We start from the raw sequence: 14398 nt of genomic DNA, 5'->3' as shown, positions 1-14398 counted from the left end.
TTGGGGTGCGCCCCATATTGGTTGCGTACGCATCGAATTCGTGTGCCGCCCAATCGGCATGGACTTCACGCGCGATTCCTGCGCCACGTCTCGCTCGGCAACTCGCCGAATTGCTCGCGGTATTCACTGGCGAAATTGCCGAAATGCCAGAATCCCCAGCGCGTGGCGACCTCGGTCACCGTGGCCGCATGCACGAGTTCCTTGCGCACGCGCGCAAGACGCACGGCGCGCATATACGCGAGCGGACTGATGCCGGTCGTCTCTTCGAACGCATACTGCACCGTGCGTCGGCTCGCGTGCATACGCGCGCACAGCTCGGCGACGGAGAGCGGGCAATCGGGCGACCCTTCGACGATATCGCGCACGCTGCGCACCAGTTGCCAGTTTCGCGCGATGCGCGCTTCGCCGCGTTCGTGCTGCGCGATATCGGGGAAATCATGCAGTGTTTCGCTCAGACCGAAAATAATGGCTTTTTCCAGCGCGCTCACGCTCTCGCGGTCGTGGAGCAAACGCGGCGCGCGAACCACGTCGTCGAGCAGCACGCTCAACACGTCGCGGAATTGCTGGAGCCGCGCGGGCGCGATATTCACCACGCCCGCCTTCGCGCCGATGCGCGCGATGATCGATTCGAGCTGTGCACGCGTGGCGAAATCCGTCACGGCGGCGGGCTCCATTTCGAGGTTGACGAACACATGGCGGTCCGGCGAGAGAAACTCGAAGCCGTCGCGGCCGGAAAACACGTGCAGCGCGTCGAGGTGACTCGTCTGTCCCGAAAGCAGCGCATGCCCTTCGAGCTGAAACGGAATGCCCAGCGCGAATTTATGGCCGACCACGTCGCCCCGCTGATAAACCGTGCGGTTCAGCCGCTCGACCAGCACTTTCACGCCGCCCGCCATGAACGACGTCACCGAACCGTTGAACGTGCCGCGCGAAAGCTGGCAATAGCTCTGGTTCCATGCGTCGAGCAGCGCCGCCTGTTCGTCGACGCTGTGACAGTTCCGAAACTGGATGGCCTCGTTCGGCGAGTAGCCCGCTTCCATGGAGTCTCCCGGGACGGCCTCGGCTGGCGCCGCAAAATGGCGATCGACCGGAGCAACGCGCGGACGCGGCTGCGCACGATCCGCGCCCGGCGCTCGTGCATCGCAGCAATGCGTTGCCGATTTTCGCGATTCCTGATTTTTACGGCAATTTTATTTTTTTGCCAAATTTGGATAGTGGCCGATTTTCGGTGCACCTAACTTGTGCGTACCGTGAATGCGCATAGGAGCCGGGAATGACGGAAAGGGCAGGAAAGCTGGCGGGCAAGGTGGCCATCGTATCGGGCGGGGCGACGGGCGCGGGCGGCGCGGCGTCGCTGCTGTTTCACCGCGAAGGCGCGCAGGTGGCCGTGGTGGACGTCAATCGCGGCGCGGGCGAGGAAATCGTCGCGCGCATCCGCGCCGAAGGCGGCGTGGCGGAGTTGTTCGTGGCGGACGTCTCGCAGCGCGCCGCCGTGGACGCCGCCGTGGCGGGCGTGATCGGGCGTTTTGGCCGTATCGACACGCTGTTCAACCACGCGGGCAGCATCGTCGTGAAGCCGTTTCTCGACACCAGCGACGACGACTACGACTGGCTCATGAACGTCAACGTGAAAAGCATGTTCATGATGACGCGCGCGGTGCTCCCTCACATGCTCGAAGCGGGCAAGGGCTCGATCGTCTGCACGGCGTCGATCTCGTCGGTCGCGGCCACGCCGCTCGAAGTGCTCTATTGCACGACCAAGGGCGCGTGCGCGATGTTCGCGCGCGCGATTGCGGTCGAGTATCGCGATCGCGGCATCCGCTGCAACGCGGTGTGCCCGGGCTTCATCAACACGCCCCACGGCCAGCGCGAAATCAGCGCACTCGCGCAATATGGTTTCGACGCCAGCGAAGCGGCGCTCTCGCTTCAGCAGGGACGCTTGTGCAAGCCCGAGGAAGTGGCGCAGGCCGCGCTGTTCCTCGCCAGCGACGACGCGAGTTTCATTAACGGCGCGCATCTGTTCGTCGATAACTGTTTTACGGCTGCTTGATACGGAATACGGATTAAATCATCACCAGTTCGACGTTTCCACCCTCTCGCTTGAAGGATCGTCATATGGACGCGAATGCAATCGAACCGGCGGCCGAATCCGCCGATCATGATGTCTCGCTGTTGCACAAGATGGGTTACGCGCAGGAGCTTTCGCGCCGCATGGGCGCGTTTTCCAACTTCGCGGTGTCGTTTTCGCTGATCTGCATTTTGTCCGGCGGCATTACGTCGTTTCAGATGGGATTTTCGGCGGCGGGCGGCGCATCGATCGGGCTCGGCTGGCCGCTCGGCTCGCTGTTCGCGCTGGTCGTGGCGGCGGCGATGGCGCAGATCGCCTCGTCGTATCCCACGGCGGGCGGTCTCTATCACTGGGGCTCGATTCTCGGCGGCAAGACCTGGGGCTGGCTCACCGCGTGGCTGAATCTGCTCGGTCTGGTGTTCGTGGTCGCCGCGATCAATTACGGCACCTACGATCCGTTCTTTCGCACCTTGATTGCGCCAATGTTCGGCGTCAATCCCGATTCGCTCGGCTGGTGGGATCAAACGATTTTCCTCACGCTGATTACCGCTTCGCAGGCGTTTCTGAATCATCGCGGCATTCGCATTACGAGCAAGATTACCGATCTGTCCGGCTACCTGATTTTCGTCGTGACGGTCGTGCTCGTGGTGTCGCTGCTGGCGTATTCGCCGGTCAAGATCGATCTCTCGCGGCTCTATACGTTCACGAATTTCACCGGCACCGACGGCAGCGCGTGGCCGAAACAGACGATCGCGATGGCGTTTCTCTCGGGTCTGCTGCTGACCGCCTATACGATCACGGGCTTCGACGCGTCCGCGCATACGTCCGAAGAAACGCATCAGGCGGCGCGCAACGTGCCGCGCGGTATTGTCGGTTCGGTGTTCTGGTCGACGACGTTCGGCTACGTGATGGTGTGCGCATTCGTGCTCGTGATGCCGAGTCTCGGCGCGGCGGTCAAACAGGGAACGGGCTTTTTCCAGGCCATTCTCGCGCCGATTCCCACGCCGCTGCGCATCAGCATCGAATTGCTGATGTTCTTTATCAACTACGCGTGCGGGCTGGCCGCGGTCACCTCGACCTCGCGCATGATGTTCGCCTTTGCGCGTGACGGCGGTCTGCCGGGATCGAAATGGCTACGCAAGGTCAATCCCGCGCATCGCACGCCGGGCGCGGCGATCTGGACGTCGGCGGTGCTCGCGATTGCCGCGACGCTCTATGGCGACGCCTTCACGGTACTCAGCGCGGGCAGTGCGGTGTTTCTGTTCGTTTCGTATGCGATGCCGATTGCCGCCGGCATTTTCGCCGAAGGCCGCACCTGGACCGAGAAAGGACCGTTTCAACTGGGCAAATTCTCGAAGCCGTTTGCGATTGCGGCGGTGGGCGGCGCGCTGATTCTCGCTTATGTCGGCATTCAACCGCCGAACGAGAAAGTCCTGTATCTGATCGTCAGCCTGTTGCTCGTGCTGCTCGCGATCTGGTATGTGGGCGGCGTGCGTCACCGCTTTTCCGGTCCGCCGATTGCGAAAACCTCGAGCGAGCGCGAGCGCGAATTGAATCTCGCGGAACATGAGATCGGCGCTAAATAAATCGTGAATGACGCTGCATCGCCGAAGTCGTGTGAATGGCGATGCAGCTTATTTTCCGCGCCCGATCAACAGCACGAAAAACGCGCCGCCGAATAATCCCGTCACCACGCCAACCGGCAAATCGTCGGGCGCGATCAGCGTGCGCGCGGTCACGTCGGCCCATACGAGCAGCAACGCGCCGACGAGCGCCGAGGCGGGCAGCACGCGCGCATGATCGGTGCCGACGAGTCGCCGCGCGATATGCGGCGCCACCAGTCCCACGAAGCCAATCGCGCCGCTCACGGCCACCATGGCCGCCGTCAGCAACGAACACACGACGAACAACTCGCGGCGCACGCGCGCCACATTGAGGCCGAGCGTGGCGGCCACGATGTCGCCGCTCATCAGTGCATTGAGTTCGCGACGGCGCGCGATCAGCAGAAGCAGGCCGCCGGCGACGAACGCGGCGGGGATTCCGAGCAGACTCCAGCGCGCGAGGCCGAGGCCGCCGAGCATCCAGAACAGCACCGAGGCGGACGCGCGCTGATCGCCCATATAGAGCAGCAGATTCGCGAGCGCCATCAGCACGAACGACATGGCGACGCCCGCGAGCAGGAGGCGCTGCGCATCGAGCCGCGCGCCGCGCGTGCCGCAATCGATCACAAGCGCAGTAGCCGCGAGCGCGCCGACGAAGGCGCACGCGGGCAAGGTCAGCGCGCCCCATGCCGCGCCGAGCCACAGCGTCGCCGCGACCGCGCCGACGCTTGCCCCCGCGCTCACGCCGAGCAGATGCGGATCGGCGAGACGGTTCGACGTGGCGGCTTGCAGGACCGCGCCGGACAGCGCGAGCGCGGCGCCCACGAGCGCGCCCAGCAGTACGCGCGGCAGGCGGATTTGCCAGACGATATCGTCGATCATCGTGTTGATCTGCGCGCCGCCGCTGATGTGCGAAGCCACCGTGCGCACGACGTCGAGCGGCGCGATGTGCGCCGGCCCGAAGCCGACCGCGAGCACGATGGAAACGGCGAGCGCGCACGCGAGCGACACGATCGCCGTGAAGGGCAGCGTCAATGGCGCGGATGTGTCCGAAGGGCGTGCGTTCATGGCGTGCCCGGTGTGTTGTTGTGCGCCGCAAAGGCTTCCGGATGCAAACCGCGCGCGATCGTTTCGACGGCTTGCGCGTTGCGCACGCCCGGCGTTGCCGCGTCGTACGCCACCACGACGAAGCGACGCGCGCGAATCGCCGCGACGTTCGCAAGCGCGGGCGAGCTCAGCAGAAACGCTTCCTTCTGCGCCGCCGTCACCGCGCCGTAATCGACGATTACGATCACCTGCGGATCGCGCGCGACCACGCTTTCCCAACTCACCTGGGTCCAGCTTTGCGCGACGTCGTCCATCACGTTGCGGCCGCCCGCCGCGCGGATCAGCGCCGTGGGCATCGCGAGCGCGCCCGCCGTGAAGGGCTTGTCCTCGCCGCTGTCGTAGACGAGTACGCGCGGCGTCGTCTGCGTGTTGGCATTCAGCACGCGGCGCACATCGGCGACGCGCGATTGCATCGACGCGATCAGCATCCGTGCGCGCGCCTCGACATCGAAAATCGCGCCGAGGTTGCGCAGGTCGTTATAGACATCGTCGAGCGAAGCGGCCGGTCGCGGCATCACATGCGAGCACGATTCCGTGAGTTCATAGGTGGCGATATTGAAGCGCGCGAGCGTTTGCGGCGTGATCGGGCCGCCCACGCGCATGCCGTAATTCCAGCCCGCCACGTAGAGATCGGCGTGCGCGGCAGCGAGCGTTTCGAGCGACGGATAGCGGCGCGCGAGTTCGGGCAGACCGAGCAGCGCGGCCTGCAACGCGGGGTCCGCCGTCTTCCAGCCGCTGATGCCGGTAAAGCCCGCCATGCGCGTGCGCAGACCGAGCGCGAGCATCATCTCCGTGAGATTCACGTCGTTGCTCACGGCGCGCGCGGGCATCTGCGTGAACGTCACGTCGCGATTGCAACTGCGCACCGTGACGGGATAGTGGCCCGCGTGCGCGGCCGCGCTCGCGCACGCGAGCAGCAGCGCGACAGCGGCGCGCAAACCTCGGTTCATTTTCATGCGTTCGACTCCGAATGCGTGGTGATCAACGTGACGCGCGGCCCGCCCGTCACCGGATGGCGATCGACGATCGCATCGACGCCATAAACGCGCTTGAGCAGCGCTTCGGTCAGCACCTGGTCCGGCGTGCCGCGCGCGACGATCTCGCCCGCGTCGATCACGAACAGCCGGTCGCAGAACGCGGCGGCGAGATTGAGATCGTGGATCGTCGCGAGCGTCGTGATGCGCTGACGCTTCACGAGCGCGAGCAAATCGATCTGATGGCGTGGATCGAGATGGTTGGTGGGTTCGTCGAGCATCAGCACGCGCGGCGCCTGTACGAGCGCACGCGCGAGCAGCGCGCGCTGGCGCTCGCCGCCCGACAGCGTGGCGAAGGGCCGTGTGCGTGCGTGGGCGAGCCCGACGTCGAGCAGCGCGCGCTCGATGCGTTCGCGGTCCTCGGCCGTTTCGCCCGCGAGCGCGCGTTGATGCGGCGTGCGTCCCATCGCGACGACTTCCGCGACGCTCAGGCCGAAATCATCGGGCGCGTCCTGCAGCAGCACCGCGATGCGCTGCGCGCTCCAGCGCGCGCTCTGCGCCCAGACGTCGTCGCCGTCGAGCGTGATCGCGCCGCGCTGCGGCTTCGCGTAACGAAACGCGCAACGCAGCAGGCTGGTTTTGCCGCTGCCGTTCGGCCCGATCAGACCGACGAATTCGCCGGGCTTCACGTCGACGTCGATGGCGTGCAGCAGCGCACGCGCGCCGCGTTCGCCGCGTTCATCGTGTGGCGACCAGTCGAGTCCGTCGATCTGCAATGACGTCATAATTCGGCATCCTGAGGAAATGAATCAGAAACTCAACGTGGCCGTGACCCAGCCCGAACGCGGCGCGCCCAGCAGCCATTGGCCGCCGTCGTTCTGCGTCGTCACCGCGTAGGTGCGGTTCGTGAGATTGCGCAGATAGAGCGCGAGCGTGAGGTTGCGCGTAGCGCGCCACGACGCCGAGGCGTCGATCAGCGTGTAGCTCGGAATCGACACGGTGTTCGCCGTATCGCCGTAACGGCGGCCCACGTAATGCACGCCCGCGCCCGCGCGCCAGCCCGGCATGAAGGCCCAGTCGAGCCACACGTTCGCGGTCTGCTCGGGAATGTTGTACGGCACGTTGCCCGCGCGCGACACGCTCTGGCCATTCACGCTTTCGTTGAAATCGTCGTAACGCGCGCGCAGGAACGAGGCGTTCGCGTCGATCGACCAGCCGCCGCCCAATTGCAGCGCGCCCGTCCATTCCACGCCGCGCGACGACTGCTTGCCGACCTGCTGCGTGAGATCGGGATTCGACGGATCGGTGCTCAGGAGATCGCGCTTGACGATCTGATAGAACGCGAGCGTCCACGACGCGCGGCCGCCCCACCACTGCTGCTTGACGCCCGCTTCCCATTGTTCGCCGTTGGCGAGAGAGAAGTTGCTGCTCGACTTCGAGAGCGTGACGAGCGAGCCCACGCCCTCGGCGCCCGTGGTGTATTGCGCGTAGACCGAGAGATCCGGCGTGAGCGAGAACACGAGGCCGGTGCGCCAGCCCGTGTGCGCGAAGGTGCGATCGAACGACGACGCGGGACCGCTGACCGTCGCGAAGGTATCGCGGTGATAGTCGATATGGTCGTAGCGCAGGCCCGCGATCCACGCGAGGCGGTCGGTCAGTTCAAGGCGGTTTTCGGCGTACACGGACGCCTGGCGCGTGCTGGTGCGAAATTGCGGCACGGTCGGATCGGGGCTCGAAAACACGCCCGGATCGAAGCCGTATTGCGGCACGATCGACGAGCCGTCGTAGGGAGAATTGCTGGTGTCGAGAAACGAAATCTGATTGAAATCCGCGCCCACGACGAGGCGGTCCTGGCGGCCGAGCAGATGGCCGTCGAAGGTCGCGTCGAGCGTATCGCCGACCTGCCGTTCGTGATGGAGGATTTCGAGGTAATCGCTGCGCTGCACGTTGCCGTCGCCCATCAGCGTGTAGCTTTCGCTGTCGCGCCAGTGACGGTTCGTGACCAGATAGTAGAGCTGGTTGCGCACGGTGATGCCGGGCGCGGCGCGCCATTGCGTGTTCAGGCGCGTCCACTGGTCGAAGTACGCGATCGACGCATTGCCGACGTTGTAGTTCTGGCGTTCGAGCGCGGGATCGAGCTGACCGTCCGTCACCGGCACGCCGAAATAACGCGCGGGCATTTGCCGGCCGTAGTCGTAATCGAGCGTGAACGAGAGACGCGGATTCACGTCCAGACGCAGCGCGCCGCCGAGCGCGGTCGTGTGCGATTCACCGCGCGGCAGCCAGCCGTTGTTCCGGTCGTCGGCGAGATAGAAGCGGTAGGAAAGCATCGGGCCGAGCGCGCCGGTCGTGTCGAGCGCCACGCGTTTTTCGCCATAGGTGCCCGCGCCGAGCTGGATCGTCGTCGCATCGTCGCGTTGCGGCGCTTTCGGCACGACGTTGATGACGCCGCCGATGCCGCCTTCGCCGTAGAGCACGGTGGCCGGGCCGCGCAGCACTTCGATGCGTTCCGCCGACCACGTGTCGAACGGGAACGACACGGTGCCCGCGCCCGCGTACATGCGCAGGCCGTCGTAAAGCGTGGTCACCGATTCGGGGCCGCTGAAGCCGCGCACCGAGACCGAGGTGCCGCCGTTGCCGGGCGCGGCGTCGGTGGCGAAACCGGCGGCGCGCGTGACGGCCTGGGTCACGTTGTTGTCGCCGCGCGCGCTCAGTTGCGCGCTGCCGATGGCGTCGACGCTTGCGGGCGTGTCGAGGCTGGAAAGGCCGAGGCGGCTGCCGGTGGTGAGCGGCGTGGCGAGGTCCGGCTTGCCGGACGACGCGGTTTGCGACGACGCGGCGTTCACGCGCACGGCGGGCAAGGTCGATGGCGAAGCGGTTGAAGACGCGGCGTCGGCGGATGAAGCGCTGTCGCTTTGCGCGAAAACGTGAGCGGCGTGAGCGAGGCAGGAGCAGGCGAAGGTGCCGTGCACGGCGAAGCGCCGCGCGCGCGAAAGCGGTGTGGATACGTCCATGCTTATACGGTGTGCGTTGTTGTTATGCGAGGTGTGCGGGGCGCGCGGCGTGCGAGCGCGTACGCAGGCCCGCGTCGAGGCGATCGACGCGAAAGCGAAAAGCGGGCAGCGAAACGGAGTGCGACGGAGCGACGAACGCCTAGCGGACCAACGTCAAGCCGATGCCGACGCGCGAATGAACGTTCGAGACGAGGAACGGGCGGCGAGCGAACGCGCGCCGCGAGGTGTCCGGTGCAGACATGCTGATTTCTCCAGGGGTTTCGCGCCCCGAAAATGCGATTGATGTGCGCCGATGCCCAGGTCTGACTTTCGGCGCGAAGGCCGATCACAGTGGCGCGACCGCGCTGGATTTGCACCAGCTTCCGGACATGGCGACAGAATTGTAAGGCACGCGGCCCGCCCGGAGGCCCGATTCCGTCGTTGCTGGCTTCGTAGAGAATGTTATAACATAACAATTATTCGGGCTAGCGCCCCGATCCCCACACTCGTCGAAGGAGTCATCCGATGGATTCACGCTTGCCGGTCACCGTGCTGTCCGGTTTTCTGGGCGCGGGCAAGACCACGCTGCTCAACCACATCCTGAACAACCGCGAAGGGCGGCGCGTCGCGGTCATCGTCAACGATATGAGCGAGGTGAACATCGACGCCGCGCTCGTGCGCAACGGCGGCGCGGAACTCTCGCGTACCGACGAAAAGCTCGTGGAAATGAGCAACGGCTGCATCTGCTGCACGCTGCGCGAGGATCTGCTGCTCGAAGTGAACCGGCTTGCGCGCGAAGGGCGCTTCGATCAGCTCGTGATCGAATCGACGGGGATTTCGGAGCCGCTGCCGGTGGCGGAAACCTTCACGTTCGCGGACGAAAGCGGCCAGAGTCTTTCGGACGTCGCGCGTCTCGACACGATGGTGACGGTGGTCGACGCGTTCAATTTCCTGCGCGACTACGGCTCGCAGGACAGCCTGCAGACGCGCGGCGAATCGCTCGGCGACGAGGACACGCGCACGGTCGTCGATCTGCTGATCGAGCAGGTCGAGTTCTGCGATGCGATCGTGCTCAACAAGGTCGATCTGATCGACGACGCGGGGCTCGAACGGCTGACGGCGATCCTGCGGCGGCTCAATCCGCGTGCGCGCATCGAGGTCGCGGAATTCGGCCGCGTGCCGCTCGATCGCGTGCTCGATACGCGTCTGTTCGATTTCGAGGAAGCGTCGAAAGCGCCGGGCTGGCTCGCGGAGCTGCGCGGTGAGCACACGCCGGAAACCGAGGAATACGGCATCACCAGTTTCGTGTGGCGCGCGCGCAGGCCGCTGCATCCGCAGCGTTTCTGGGCGTTGATCAATTCGGAATGGCCGGGCGTGGTGCGCTCGAAAGGCTTTTTCTGGCTCGCGAGCCGGCCGACGCACGCGGCGTCGTGGTCGCAGGCGGGCGCGGTGTGCCGGCACGGCATGGCAGGGTTGTGGTGGGCCGCGGTGCCGAAGCATCGCTGGCCGACCGATGAGGAGTCGCTCGAATTCATCGAAGGCAACTGGGACGAGACAGTGGGCGACGCGCGCCAGGAACTCGTGCTGATCGGCATGGAGATGGACGAAGCGGGCTTGCGCGCGCGGCTCGATGCCTGTCTGCTCACCGACGCCGAAATGGCCGAAGGGCCGCAGGCGTGGATCGCATATCGCGATCCGTTCCCCGCATGGAGCGACAACGGCGCCGATGAAGCGGACGCCGCCGACGCAGACGCAGACGAACTGCGCGCGTAGATCGCGCGCGTTTCGTTTAACTGTCCGATGCGTCCGTCGAGATCGTCACGCTTTCCCACGCGGCGATCTCCTTTTCGAACGCGGCGAGCTTGCCGCGCACGAGACCGAGCGCGTCGGAGCCCAGCAACAGATGCGCGGGCGGCGTCTCGGACTCGATCGCGACGAGCATCGCACGCGCCGCCTTGCGCGGATCGCCGAGTTGCTTGCCGCTCTTTTCCACGCGCGCCTGGCGGATCGGATCGAAGATCGCGTCGTAATCGGCGATTGCGCGCGGCGTGCGCTGCATCGAGCGGCCCGCCCAATCCGTGCGGAACGAACCCGGCGCGACCGCCGTGACCGCGATGCCGAGCGGCGCGACTTCCTTGCCCAGCGACTCGGAAATGCCTTCGAGCGCGAACTTGCTGCCGCAGTAATAAGTGATGCCCGGCATCGTGATGTGGCCGCCCATCGACGTGATGTTCAGGATGTGGCCGCGGCGACGCGCGCGCATGAAGGGCAGCACCGCCTTCATCATGGCGACCGCGCCGAATACGTTGACGTCGAATTGCTGGCGCATTGCTTCGAGCGACGATTCTTCCATCACGCCCTCGTGGCCGTAACCGGCGTTGTTGACGAGCACGTCGATGGGGCCGACGCCCGATTCGATCTCTGCGACGACGGCGTCGATTGCGTCGAAGTGGGTAACGTCGAGCACGCGCGCCACGGCCCGTGCGTGCAGCGTCTCGAACTCGCTCTGCGCCTGCGCGCTGCGCACCGTGCCGACGACCGTGTGACCCGCCGCGAGCGCCTCTTGCGCGAGGGCGCGACCAAAACCGCTGCTAACGCCCGTGATGAGCAGAATTTTGCTGGATGCCATTTGCGTTTCTCCCGGTTGGTGACTGATGCATGCATACTAGTCTTGATACCGAGACCGGCTAAGGCCCAATTCCAGAATATTCTTGCCTGAAACTATGAATGCCAAGCGCACCCCGTCCCGCAAGACCGAGCCGGTCGGCGCGGCTGAATGTAGCGAGCAACGCACCCAGGAACGCATCCAGAAACGCACGATCGCGTTGCTGCGCGCCCTCGCGCCCGACGAAGGCTACAACCTCACCGCGTTGCCGAGTGTGCGCGTCCTGCGCTCGAACCGGCCGCTCGCGCGCACGCCGGTGCTCTACGATCCGGGTATCGTGATCGTCTGCCAGGGCCGCAAGCGCGGCTATTTCGGCGATCAACTTTATCTTTACGACGAACGCCATTACTTGGCCGTCTCCGTGCCGGTGCCGTTCAATATGGAAACCGAGGCGAGCGAGGCGCGCCCGCTGCTCGCGCTGTATCTGCACCTCGACTTCACGCTGGCCGCGGAACTGGCGATGCAGATCGACCGCGCGGGCCCGGCCGAACCGGTGCAGCCGCCGCAAAGCATGATGTCGACGCCGATGGACGATGCGATGCAATCCTCCGTGCTGCGGTTTCTCGAAGCGTTGCATCGTCCGCTCGAAGCCGCCGTGCTGGGGCCGAACCTGTTGCGCGAACTGTATTTCCGCGTGCTCACGGGCGCGCAAGGCAGCTCGATGCGCGAGGCGCTGTCGACGCGCGGGCAGTTCGGGCGCATCGGCAAATCGCTGCGGCTGATCCACGCCGGTTATGCGCAGGACCTCGACGTGACGCGACTGGCCGAGGAAGCGGGCATGAGCGTGCCGAGCTTCCACAGTCACTTCAAGGCCGTCACGCAGGTTTCGCCGATGCAGTATGTGAAGTCGACGCGGCTGCATCAGGCGCGTCTGCTGATGGTGCGCCAGGATCTGACCGCGGAAGCCGCGTGTCATGCGGTCGGTTATACGAGCGCGTCGCAGTTCAGTCGCGAATTCAAGCGCCTGTTTGGTTTGTCGCCGGCCGCGGAAACGAAGCGCATGCGCGAGAGTTTCTCGATTCCCGAGGCGTTCGACGATGCGGTCTTCGTGTCGTCGCATTGAAGCCGACGCACGCAACGGCTTGAACGACGAATCGCCGGACCGGCACAACCGCACCGGTCCGGCGATTCGATTTACGAAGATTTAGCGCGAGAATTACGGCGCCGCGACCCCGAGCATTGTCGGCGTGTACGAGGTGTAGAAGCTCGAACCGGCCCAGCTATGCGTCGGCTCGTTGTAGAGCGCCGCGCCTTGCGTCCAGTTCGCGCCGTTGTGCCAGTCGCCGCTGCCCGCATACTGCGCGACGGCCGGATACGGATACACCGGACGGCTCGCCGTGACCGCGTTCGACGAATCGGTCTGGTACGTCATCACCGCGTTCGGCGCCGTACCGTGCTCGGCCCAGGCCGTGATCTGCGAAACGAGGTCGATGTTCGGGAAGCCTTCGCCGCCGCCGCAATGACCCACGCCCGGCACCAGATACAGCCGCGCGAAATCGTTCACGGTCAATGCGCCCATCGTGTTCTGCATCGCTTCGTAATACTGGATCGTGAACAGCGGCGAGATATGCTGATCGGCCCAGCCGTGCCACAGAATCAGCTTGCCGCCCGCCTTGTTGAAGGCCGAGAGATCGGGATTCGTCGCGTCGTTCAGCGGGTGATTCGCCTGCAGATAGTTCGTGTAGAAACTCGCGTCCTTGTAGCCGAAGGTGTCGACGGTCGGCATCGTCGGCGAGCCGGTGAAGATCAGGTTGTACGCACCCGAGACGATCATGTAGCTGAAGAGGCTCGTCACGGGCACAGGCGCGTCCGTCGAATTCGTGGTCGGCACTTCGACGCCCACCCAGTTTTCTTCCGAGCCAGGTTGTGGCGATCCGGCCAGCATGCGCTCGCCCGTGGTGGCGTCGACGGGGCCGCCGTAGATCTTGCTCGCGGTGCTCACTTCGGCGGCGGTCAGGCAGTTGCTGGTGCTGGTCGCGCCGCTCGCGCATTGAATCGATGCGGGGTCGAAGTTGCAGGTGCGCGGATCGGCGATCAAGCCGTCGGGCACGCCTGCCTGTCCGCCGCATGCGGCCACGACGGCCTTGTGCAGCACGAGCGCCTTGTCGGCATAGAGGATGGCGTTGCCGGTGCTGTCGCCGGTCGTGCTTTGCGACTCCACGCTCCAGCCGTGATACAGCGAATTCTGGATCTGGAAGTGCGCCGCCGGTGCGCCCGCGACGATGCCGTTGTAGTCGGTCGGATAACGTTGGGCGGCCATCAGCGCTTCGCGTCCGCCGTCCGAGCAGCCGATGAAGTACGCGTACTTCTGCGCCTGGCCGTAGTAGGCCTTGATCAGCTTTTCAGCGGTGAGCGTGGTGATGTGCTGGCCGCGATAGGCGAAGTCGGCGCGTTGCTGCGCGTTCTGCGTCCACGTCGTGCTGTTGCCCGAGTGGCCCATGTCGGTCGCCGCCGTCACGAAGCCGCCTTCCTGCACGAGCGGGCAGGTGTAGCTGAAGCTGAACGAGCTTTGCTGCGTGGGATCGCTGAGCGTGCCGCAGAGCCCGCCGCAACCCAGTTGCGCGAAACGCTGCGTCCAGCTGCTGACCGGCAACGCGACTTCAAAGCTGTTCGACGGCGCGAGCGTGCCCTTCACGGTGCAGAAGTTGACCTGCGCGCCGTTGATGGTGGCGGTCGTCACGGCAGCCGAGGTGATGGTGCTGCCCGAGCCGCCGATATCGGTGATATCGACTGTGGTGAGTTTGGCGCAATCGGTGACCGGCGCGACGACCGCCAACGGCGCGTTGGCCGTGGCGGTCGAGCCGGTATCGACGTTGCCGCCGCTGCCGCACGCGGCGAGCACAGCCGCGCCGAAGCCGATCGCGATGAGCGTGAGCCAGGACGCGATGCGTGTGCGTGCCTGGTGAAAAGGTTGGAGCAGGCGCTGCCGGTGTCGTGCTCTCATGTTTCGTCTCCTGGTGTTGTCGTCGTTGGATAGTCGGTGTTTGTCT

General features: G+C 65.3%; 11 protein-coding genes and 1 riboswitch. Of the genes, 4 read left to right on the top strand and 7 right to left on the bottom strand.

Features of this window, described 5'->3' with window-relative positions; all coding sequences use genetic code 11:
- Positions 1 to 65: 65 nt before the first annotated feature.
- Positions 66 to 1040: a helix-turn-helix domain-containing protein gene (locus G5S35_RS26565; protein WP_065060933.1), complete on the bottom strand. Its 975-nt coding sequence runs from the start codon at positions 1038 to 1040 to the stop codon at positions 66 to 68.
- Positions 1041 to 1273: 233 nt separating this feature from the next.
- Here G5S35_RS26565 and G5S35_RS26560 point away from each other — a divergent pair, with 233 nt between their 5' ends.
- Both G5S35_RS26560 and G5S35_RS26555 read left to right on the top strand, forming a co-directional pair.
- Positions 1274 to 2050, top strand: coding sequence for an SDR family NAD(P)-dependent oxidoreductase (locus G5S35_RS26560; protein ID WP_065060932.1), 777 nt, complete (start codon positions 1274 to 1276; stop codon positions 2048 to 2050).
- 65 nt (positions 2051 to 2115) lie between these two features.
- Positions 2116 to 3654, top strand: coding sequence for an amino acid permease (locus G5S35_RS26555; protein ID WP_065060931.1), 1539 nt, complete (start codon positions 2116 to 2118; stop codon positions 3652 to 3654).
- 48 nt (positions 3655 to 3702) lie between these two features.
- On the opposite strand, the gene G5S35_RS26550 is transcribed toward G5S35_RS26555, so the two are convergent.
- The 4 genes from G5S35_RS26550 to G5S35_RS26535 are packed head-to-tail and all read right to left on the bottom strand — an operon-like array spanning position 3703 to position 8764.
- Positions 3703 to 4737 carry a FecCD family ABC transporter permease gene (locus G5S35_RS26550; protein ID WP_183039967.1) on the bottom strand — a complete coding sequence of 345 codons (1035 nt, stop codon included), beginning with the start codon at positions 4735 to 4737 and terminating at the stop codon, positions 3703 to 3705.
- A complete protein-coding gene (locus G5S35_RS26545) occupies positions 4734 to 5732 on the bottom strand; it encodes an ABC transporter substrate-binding protein (RefSeq protein WP_183039966.1) in 999 nt (332 codons plus the stop codon). Before G5S35_RS26545 ends, G5S35_RS26550 begins: the two co-directional genes overlap by 4 nt.
- On the bottom strand, positions 5729 to 6535 hold the full coding sequence (locus G5S35_RS26540) for an ABC transporter ATP-binding protein (RefSeq protein WP_183039965.1): 807 nt from the start codon (positions 6533 to 6535) through the stop codon (positions 5729 to 5731). The genes G5S35_RS26545 and G5S35_RS26540 overlap by 4 nt, the downstream gene beginning before the upstream one ends.
- Before the next feature lie 24 nt (positions 6536 to 6559).
- Positions 6560 to 8764, bottom strand: a complete 2205-nt coding sequence (locus G5S35_RS26535) for a TonB-dependent receptor (RefSeq protein ID WP_183039964.1) — start codon at positions 8762 to 8764, stop codon at positions 6560 to 6562.
- Positions 8765 to 9006: 242 nt separating this feature from the next.
- Positions 9007 to 9154: riboswitch (adenosylcobalamin (AdoCbl) riboswitch) on the bottom strand.
- Between the two features lie 114 nt (positions 9155 to 9268).
- Between G5S35_RS26535 and zigA the strand changes: the two genes are divergently transcribed.
- On the top strand, positions 9269 to 10516 hold the full coding sequence (gene zigA / locus G5S35_RS26530; RefSeq protein ID WP_065060927.1) for a zinc metallochaperone GTPase ZigA: 1248 nt from the start codon (positions 9269 to 9271) through the stop codon (positions 10514 to 10516).
- A gap of 16 nt (positions 10517 to 10532) precedes the next feature.
- Here zigA and G5S35_RS26525 read toward each other — a convergent pair whose 3' ends face one another.
- A complete protein-coding gene (locus G5S35_RS26525) occupies positions 10533 to 11372 on the bottom strand; it encodes an oxidoreductase (RefSeq protein ID WP_065060926.1) in 840 nt (279 codons plus the stop codon).
- A gap of 94 nt (positions 11373 to 11466) precedes the next feature.
- Here G5S35_RS26525 and G5S35_RS26520 point away from each other — a divergent pair, with 94 nt between their 5' ends.
- On the top strand, positions 11467 to 12471 hold the full coding sequence (locus tag G5S35_RS26520; RefSeq protein WP_183039963.1) for an AraC family transcriptional regulator: 1005 nt from the start codon (positions 11467 to 11469) through the stop codon (positions 12469 to 12471).
- Positions 12472 to 12564: 93 nt separating this feature from the next.
- Here G5S35_RS26520 and G5S35_RS26515 read toward each other — a convergent pair whose 3' ends face one another.
- A complete protein-coding gene (locus G5S35_RS26515) occupies positions 12565 to 14352 on the bottom strand; it encodes a tannase/feruloyl esterase family alpha/beta hydrolase (RefSeq protein WP_183039962.1) in 1788 nt (595 codons plus the stop codon).
- Positions 14353 to 14398: the final 46 nt, after the last annotated feature.

Source organism: Paraburkholderia tropica (assembly GCF_014171495.1).
In the GTDB taxonomy this organism is placed as follows: domain Bacteria; phylum Pseudomonadota; class Gammaproteobacteria; order Burkholderiales; family Burkholderiaceae; genus Paraburkholderia; species Paraburkholderia tropica.
The sequence above is the reverse complement of the archived record's forward strand: the minus strand, read 5'-3'. Positions and strand labels throughout refer to the sequence as shown.

Excerpts from the sequence above, each read along its gene's own strand:
- G5S35_RS26565 (WP_065060933.1), bottom strand. The coding sequence starts at position 1,040 with ATGGAAGCGGGCTACTCGCCGAACGAGGCCATCCAGTTTCGGAACTGT.
- G5S35_RS26560 (WP_065060932.1), top strand. The coding sequence starts at position 1,274 with ATGACGGAAAGGGCAGGAAAGCTGGCGGGCAAGGTGGCCATCGTATCG.
- G5S35_RS26555 (WP_065060931.1), top strand. The coding sequence starts at position 2,116 with ATGGACGCGAATGCAATCGAACCGGCGGCCGAATCCGCCGATCATGAT.
- G5S35_RS26550 (WP_183039967.1), bottom strand. The coding sequence starts at position 4,737 with ATGAACGCACGCCCTTCGGACACATCCGCGCCATTGACGCTGCCCTTC.
- G5S35_RS26545 (WP_183039966.1), bottom strand. The coding sequence starts at position 5,732 with ATGAAAATGAACCGAGGTTTGCGCGCCGCTGTCGCGCTGCTGCTCGCG.
- G5S35_RS26540 (WP_183039965.1), bottom strand. The coding sequence starts at position 6,535 with ATGACGTCATTGCAGATCGACGGACTCGACTGGTCGCCACACGATGAA.
- G5S35_RS26535 (WP_183039964.1), bottom strand. The coding sequence starts at position 8,764 with ATGGACGTATCCACACCGCTTTCGCGCGCGCGGCGCTTCGCCGTGCAC.
- zigA (WP_065060927.1), top strand. The coding sequence starts at position 9,269 with ATGGATTCACGCTTGCCGGTCACCGTGCTGTCCGGTTTTCTGGGCGCG.
- G5S35_RS26525 (WP_065060926.1), bottom strand. The coding sequence starts at position 11,372 with ATGGCATCCAGCAAAATTCTGCTCATCACGGGCGTTAGCAGCGGTTTT.
- G5S35_RS26520 (WP_183039963.1), top strand. The coding sequence starts at position 11,467 with ATGAATGCCAAGCGCACCCCGTCCCGCAAGACCGAGCCGGTCGGCGCG.
- G5S35_RS26515 (WP_183039962.1), bottom strand. The coding sequence starts at position 14,352 with ATGAGAGCACGACACCGGCAGCGCCTGCTCCAACCTTTTCACCAGGCA.